Raw genomic sequence first — 7610 nt, 5'->3', positions numbered from 1 at the left:
TTTAAGGATATAACTTAGATTTTATTAAAATACACAAGAATTTTTATAATGTCAAGAATTTATTAAATGATTTACTTGCTTTAAACCCACAAAATATAACAAACAAGTAATAAATTTTATCTTAGTTATTTTATAATCTTTAATTTGAAATTTAATTCGCAAAATAATCCATATATTCATCTCTTTAATCGTTTGTTAAATAATATGTAGTAAAATATTTAAATATTAAGGAGAATTATGAAAGCTGATATAAATTTAACACCATTACAACAAAAATATTTAGATGAAGTTAATAGAATTTCATCTAAACAACTAAATGCTGATCAAAAGAATTTAGCAATAGAAATAATTAAGAAATTTGATGAGAGTCGACTAGAATATGTTTTCCAGTTCATTGCTCAAAGAATCAAAATCGGATTTCGCTTTGATGCAGCACCAGAATCTAATACTCAAAGTATTGCTTTACTAAAAAGAAATGAAGAATTATCCTTTGATTTTAAAGAATCAAAGACAAAGGATAACACCCTAATTATAGGTGAAAACTATGATGCTTTAAAGAATTTAATAGTAATTGAGAGAGAGAGAGAGAGAGAGAGCGGGACTTACATATAATTACGATGTAATTTATATCGATCCTCCTTATAACACCGAAAGTTCTTATGAAGATGGGAACGGAATTGCAAACGACAAAGAAAATATTGCCGCAAATACCAAAGACTACCGTGATAAATATGCAAGAAACGGTTGATTAAACTTACTAAATGAAAGATTAAGATTAGCAAAGAAACTACTTAAAGAAGATGGGGTTATCTTTGTTTCAATCGATGATAATGAACAAGCGTATTTAAAAGTTTTGATGGACGAAATATATGGTGAAGAAAATTTTGTCGCTAATTTTATTTGAGAAAAAAATTATTCACCAAAGAATAATAATAAGTTTGTTTCCGTTAATCACGATTATATTTTATGTTATGCTAAGAATAAAGAAGAGTTAAAAAAATTTAATAGATTAAAAAGAAATGAAAAAATTAATTCGCGTTACAAAGGTAAAGACGAAATAGGATTTTATAAACTTACAGATTTAACTAAAAACTCAAAAAATAAATTTGATATCCACTGAAATAATAAAACTTATAAGTGTCCTGAAAATTCAGGTTGACTATTTAATAAAGAAAAAATATATGAACTTATAAAAGAAAACAGAATTGTTTTACCTGATGATGAAAATAAAAGACCAACATTAAAAAGATACTTGAATGAAGTTTCAGATCTTATTTCAAAAACTATATTGAACTTTGAAGTAGTGGGACATACTCACGAATCAAAAAACGAAATTAATGAAATTTTATATAAAAATGCTTTTGATACACCTAAACCTGTAAGGTTAATAAAATATTTAATAAAACTTGTTGAAAAAAGCGGCAATTCGCGCGTTCTAGACTTCTTTGCTGGTTCCGGAACCACAGGTCATGCTGTTTTAGATTTAAACAGAGAAGATGGTGGTAGTAGAACATATACACTTGTAACTAATAATCAAAATGAAATAGCAAAAAGTGTTAATTATGAACGTTTATATCGAATCAACAATGGTGTCTCTACAGATAATCAAACTTTTGAATGAATCAACAAAAACAAACCTTATAAAACCAATTTAAATGTCTACGATATTGAATATATGGATGTTTCACCTGATACTAAGGATGAAACAGATAACATAATTAAAAAACTTATACAATTACTAAAAGATTTTGGTATACCTAATTTAGATATAAATAATCAAAATCATATAAAGAATTTATTAAATGATTTACTTTCTTTAAATCCACAAGAAAGATAAAGCATAAACAATACAAGGAGTCAAAAATGATTAAAGCATACAAAACAACCGAACTAAAAAATATTTTAGATAAAGAATTATTAACTAACGGAATCGATAGTGAAATGTTTTGATTAGCATATGAATATTCTAATTTAGAAAAAATGGTAAGCTAACTGAATATTTGATAATACAAGATAATAAATTTATCCCTTTAAATGAAGAAGAATATCAACAAATTACAAAAACCAAAGAAAATTAAAGGAGAATAATGGAACTAACTAATTCACAAACAGAAGTTGTTAGCGAACTCACTTCTTATGCTATTTCAAGTTTAGAAAGCAATACAGTTGATTATCAAATTTTTAAAGCACCTACAGGTTCTGGTAAAACTTTTATGATTTTAAATTTTATCGATCATCTTGTTGAGTGATCAAAAGATAACCCTGATGAAAAATTAGTATTTTATATAAATACACTCTCAACTGCTTGTTTACCTCAACAACTTGAAAAGAGTTTTAATAATTACAAACAATACATCAAAAACAAAGACTTGGTAATCAAACGACTTAAATCCCCTTCTGCTAAAGCAAAAACTAAAAAGACCGAACAAACATTTGAGTTTTTTGCTGAAGAAAACAATGTTTTTATTGCTGGTAGTTCATCATTTACAGCCAAAAGTCTTTATACCATCTACGGAGCAGTAGATAAGTTTTTAGATCAAATTAGAAACAATAAATACAAACTTATCTACATCCGCGATGAAGCACACCACGGAGGAGATGCAGACATTAAAATCCGCGAATCTGAAGAAGAAAAGAATTATGAAGCCAAAATGCAATCAGCTGCCGCATTTGTGGTAAAAATGAGTGCTTCACCTAAGAGTGGTGAAAACTTAGTGGAACTTGAACATCAAAGTTTACAAAATGATAATATACAACTTTTAAAAACTAAAAAGAACTATAATGTCAACATTAGTAGTTTAGATGTTTTAGATGATGAAATCATTTTAAGAAAAGCTTGTGAAAAGTTTAAAGAAATCAAACAAAAATACAATGATAACATCAATCAACCCCACCTCATCGGAATCAATGCAGCGATGCTAATTCAAGTTAATAACGATAGCAAAGACAAAGAAAAAAGTGCAAAATTTAATCAAAACATCGATATGATTATCAAAGTATTAGAAGAAAATAACTTAAAATGAGTTAAATATTTTGATAACACTAAATCTGATTGTTTTACTGTAATAGATTCTAATATTAGATTAGCAGGTGGTGATACACTTTTTGATATCTCTAGAAATAATTCACCAGTTGATGTTATCATTTTCAAAATTGGACCCGCAACAGGATGGAATATTCCTAGAGCTTGTATGTTAGTGCAACTGCGTAATGTGTATTCAGGGACACTAAATACACAAACATTAGGAAGAATTAAAAGAAATCCTGTTCCTGTTGACAACTTACCAGCAAACAGTGCTGCATTAGAATACTATATTTATAGTAATGTAGACATTAAAGATCAACAATACCAAAAACTTGTTCTTAAGGATAAATATAAAAACAAAACCTTTATCTCTGGGCATATAGAAAACTTTGTTAAATGAAATGAAGTTGATGAAAATGAATATCAAAAACAAGCTATCGATGAGATAAATAAGTTTTTAGTTGATGATTTTACAAAAGAATATCAAAATATACTAAATGAATTTAAGCAAAATAAATTTATTGTAGCTGAAAAAAGAGATTATGGTGATGGACACTTTGTTACATATAAGGTTAAAAATTTAATTGAAATTGAAATTTTTAACCTAAAAGAACTCAAAAAACATAAAGATTATTTAAATGAAAACATTAAAAAACACATCAATAATTTCTTTACTGAAAATAAACTTAATCAGCAAATCAATCACACAATGCTGTGGTATCTATTTATTCAAATTAAATTACCAGTTTTTGTTAATTTAAAGAAAAGTTTAAAGAAACAAAAAAATGAACAAAATAACTTAGTTTTTACTGTTGATGACAAATTAACATTAAAAGAGCGCATCCAAATCTTACAAGAAGAGCGAACCCAAGAGATTTTTAATAATAATTATGCATATAAAAAAGAAAAACTTGATCCAAATCAAAAGGATTCAAATAAATTAGAACTTGTTTATGATTCAGTACCTGAGAAAATTTTTATCGAGAAGTTAAATGCTTGAGATAATAAACACTCTAAAGCAAAATCTGATGATAAAAATAATGTAGAAATTATGTTTACTAAAAACATTCCTTTTAAAGGAATTGGTTTTGAATACATCGCAGATCAAGAACTAAGAACATCTTTTGTTGATTTTATCATTAAATACAACAATCACGAAATACATATTGAAGTAAAAGCATTAAATCAAAATAACAGCACAACAAATGCTCCAGCAAAAACAGAATACATCAAAAATGCTTATAAAGAATATGTAGAAGCATACCAAAAACAAAAGACTAAAGAAAACAATAAGCACTTTAGTTTAATTATTGCTTATGTATCAACAGATCCTAAGAATCCTATTTATTTCAAAGGTCACAGTGATATTTATTCATTAAATAAAAAACTTAATGAATCAAAAGATCCAAAAGGTATTCCGATAGTTTTAGACACACTTTTAGAATGACCTGCTGATTCAAATGAACAAGATGTTGTGAATAATACACAGCATAATAATCAAGCTGCATAATGTATTTTTATCTCTTTTTCATTGAATATGAAAATATACAAATTTTATTCCACAAATAAACAGAAAATTGCCCACATTTTTGGCTTTCTGTTTTTTTTTTTTTTTTTTTTCTATCATTAAGAAAGAAAGGAACTAAACTATGCCAAGAAAATTAACCCTGTTTAAAATGAACTTATCAACTTTGGTGTTAAGTTCAGCAACTATGTTATTTTGATTAATAACAACTATTTTAATTTTTACACGAGTAAATGCATATGGTAGAGTTTCATATAACCCTGAATATGTCTTTACAAGCAGTATACCATATGCAGTATTTACAATTATGAACTTCTTTATATATTTATCAGTTATAGCAATGTTGATATCAATTTTTGCAATTACATTGCAAGATGCTAAAAAAGATGAAACAATAGCAAAAACAAGAGCTTTTGCTATATCAAATTTTGCTTTGATTCTTATTGCACAACCTGTGTCTTGATTACCAGGTATATCAATTATCGGATTGCTTATTCAGGTTGCTATTACAGTTTTATTAGGTATATCAATGGTTAAATTAAAACCAGCAAAAGTGAAAGCACAAACACAAGAAATTATAAAAGAGGAAAAAGTTTTACAACAACCTAAGATAGAAAGTGCATTGGTTTCTAATATAATTTCAAATGACAAGAAAGAAACATCTAATTTAAAAGTCATTAAATCGTTAAATATATCTGCATTATTTTTTGTAACATTGAATTTAGTAATTTTAATTATTAATTTATTAATTGATACTTTTCTTTCTTCTCTTTATTTATATGATGATGTGTATGTGGTGAAATATTGAATTAATGTATTAAATTATGTTTTTATTATAACTGCATTTCTTATTAGCATATTTTTATTTGTTAAAATTACAATAATAAATAAATCTGAATTAACAAAAAAACTTAAATCTTTCTTTTTATTAGTGGTATTAATGATTCTTTTTGTATTAGTATTATCTCCGTTTAATTTAAATCTACTAATGAATATTAGTGCCTTTTCAAATTGGCACCGAGAAAGTTACCCAAATTGAAGTATCAATAGTTTCGATGTACCTAAAGAAACACCAATATATTTTACAAATTTATGAATAATCATATTACTTGTTGTCGTAATTATTTTACTTTCATACACACAAAATTATTTAAATAAAGAATATAAAAAGTTGTATATAAATTCAATAATAAATTGAATATAAGATAAAATTATAATCTAATTCTTCGAAATTCAACTCACTTTTATAAAAAATATTTGTAAGAGAATTTAACAAGTTATCTAAATTATCTAAATATAATAAAATGGCAACAATAACAACTATTTCCCACCATCCTCATCAATCCATCATATCTATATATTTATATTTTTTATTTTAAAAAAAGTTTATAATATGCAAGATATACATTTTAATTAACAGAAAGGTAAAATATGAAAAAAGTAGCAATTAACGGATTCGGAAGAATTGGTAGATTATTTTTCCGTAGATTATTAGAACAAAATTCAAACTTAGAAGTTGTTGCAGTTAACGATCTTACAGATTCAAAAACCCTAGCACACTTATTAAAATACGATACAGCATTTGGTAAATTAGGTGTTGAAGTAGTAGCTAAAGATGGTGCTATCGTTGTCGATGGGAAAGAAATTAAAGTATTCGCAGAAAGAGATCCTGAAAATCTTCCATGAGCTGAACTTGGAATTGATGTAGTTATTGAATCAACTGGATTCTTTACTAAAAGAGATGGTGCTTCAAAACACTTAAAAGCGGGTGCTAAAAAAGTTGTTGTTTCTGCACCATCAGAAAAAGATGTTAAAACTATTGTATTTAATGTAAACCACAATGAATTAACAAGTGATGATACACTTATCTCTGCAGCATCATGTACAACAAACTCATTAGCACCTATGGTTAAAGTTTTAGTCGATAACTTTGGTATTAAATCTGGATTTATGACAACTATCCATGCATACACAGGAGATCAAAGACTTCAAGATGCTCCACATAGAGACTTACGTAGGGCTCGTGCAGCAGCAGCAAATATGGTTCCTACTTCAACAGGAGCAGCAAAAGCAATTGGTTTAGTAGTTAAAGAAGCAGCAGGAAAATTAGACGGTTCAGCAATTCGTGTACCATTAATTACAGGTTCATTAGTAGACTTAACTGTTTTATTAGAAAAACAACCTACAGTTGAAGAAATTAATGCAGCAATGAAAGCAGCAGAATCAGAAAGTTTCAGATATGAAACCGATGAAATTGTTTCTTCTGATATTATTAAAGAAACACATGGATCAGTATTTGATTCAAAATTAACTTCAATCAAAGAATCGTCAGAAGGTAACTTATATAAACTCTTCTCATGATATGACAATGAAATGTCATATGTATCACAACTTGTTAGAACAGTTATTTACTTTGCTAACTTATAATAAGCATAATAAAATCCGGTTCCCCGGATTTTTTATACTATTTTGACATCGCATCAAATTGTCATAATCATTTATCTAATGATAATAGCACTTCATCAAAAATAGGTTGAACTCTAGCGCTTCATTCAAAACTTTCAGCAAGTTGTAAAAGTATTTTTAAATCATTCACAAGCACTTTAAGAGCTTGTTTATAATCAAAGATTTGTGAAGTTAATTCAGTGATTTTAGAAGCTTCTAGCACTTCTGTATAACTTCCTAAAGCGACTTCACCTTTCATAACAACTTTTTCAGCAATCTCATCTACAAAATTTAAAACATCATCTTTTAATTTATCACTTTGTGCATGAATTTCAAAGAATTCTAATCCTTTAATGTTTCAGTGGATGTTATTAATTTTTTGATAAAACACTTGTAAGCTTGCTTGCATTTCTTTTAATTTTTGTATTTCATTCATATTTCCTCCTTGATTTATTTTACCATATTCATATGATAAAGTATTACAAAAAGATTAACAACTAATTCTGTTAATCTTTTTGTTTTATTTATAGGATTAACCAACACCCCTAGGGGTGTCCGCGCCCAAAAATATTAAAGAAAGGAAAGCAATGTCAAGGCATTTTAAGAAGGAAGAAT

Annotated in this window: 7 protein-coding genes; 6 read left to right on the top strand and 1 reads right to left on the bottom strand. The window is 27.0% G+C overall.

Going from position 1 to position 7610, the window contains the following annotated elements; genetic code table 4:
• Nucleotides 1-237 precede the first annotated feature (237 nt).
• The 6 genes from ACXYRR_RS04175 to gap all read left to right on the top strand — a co-directional run bounded on the left by ACXYRR_RS04175 (nucleotide 238) and on the right by gap (nucleotide 6977).
• On the top strand, nucleotides 238-612 hold the full coding sequence (locus ACXYRR_RS04175; RefSeq protein ID WP_458598194.1) for a hypothetical protein: 375 nt from the start codon (nucleotides 238-240) through the stop codon (nucleotides 610-612).
• Nucleotides 572-1837 (top strand): site-specific DNA-methyltransferase, encoded by a 1266-nt coding sequence (locus ACXYRR_RS04170; RefSeq protein WP_458598192.1) that lies wholly within the window; start codon nucleotides 572-574, stop codon nucleotides 1835-1837. The genes ACXYRR_RS04175 and ACXYRR_RS04170 overlap by 41 nt, the downstream gene beginning before the upstream one ends.
• A 26-nt stretch (nucleotides 1838-1863) precedes the next feature.
• The gene (locus ACXYRR_RS04165) at nucleotides 1864-1992 is read left to right on the top strand and encodes a hypothetical protein (RefSeq protein WP_435129165.1); all 129 of its coding nucleotides are present in this window, start codon (nucleotides 1864-1866) and stop codon (nucleotides 1990-1992) included.
• Nucleotides 1993-2087: 95 nt separating this feature from the next.
• Nucleotides 2088-4535: a DEAD/DEAH box helicase family protein gene (locus ACXYRR_RS04160; RefSeq protein ID WP_458598190.1), complete on the top strand. Its 2448-nt coding sequence runs from the start codon at nucleotides 2088-2090 to the stop codon at nucleotides 4533-4535.
• 139 nt (nucleotides 4536-4674) lie between these two features.
• A complete protein-coding gene (locus ACXYRR_RS04155) occupies nucleotides 4675-5754 on the top strand; it encodes a hypothetical protein (RefSeq protein ID WP_458598188.1) in 1080 nt (359 codons plus the stop codon).
• Nucleotides 5755-5981: 227 nt separating this feature from the next.
• Nucleotides 5982-6977 (top strand): type I glyceraldehyde-3-phosphate dehydrogenase, encoded by a 996-nt coding sequence (gene gap, locus ACXYRR_RS04150; RefSeq protein ID WP_458598186.1) that lies wholly within the window; start codon nucleotides 5982-5984, stop codon nucleotides 6975-6977.
• A gap of 37 nt (nucleotides 6978-7014) precedes the next feature.
• Here the strand turns inward: gap and ACXYRR_RS04145 are convergent, their stop codons facing one another.
• Complete coding sequence (locus ACXYRR_RS04145) at nucleotides 7015-7431, bottom strand: Dps family protein (RefSeq protein ID WP_458598184.1); 417 nt, start codon at nucleotides 7429-7431, stop codon at nucleotides 7015-7017.
• Between the last annotated feature and the right edge of the window lie 179 nt (nucleotides 7432-7610).

It is taken from the genome of Mycoplasma sp. 246B (assembly GCF_054353935.1).
This window is presented reverse-complemented; position numbering and strand designations above follow the sequence as displayed.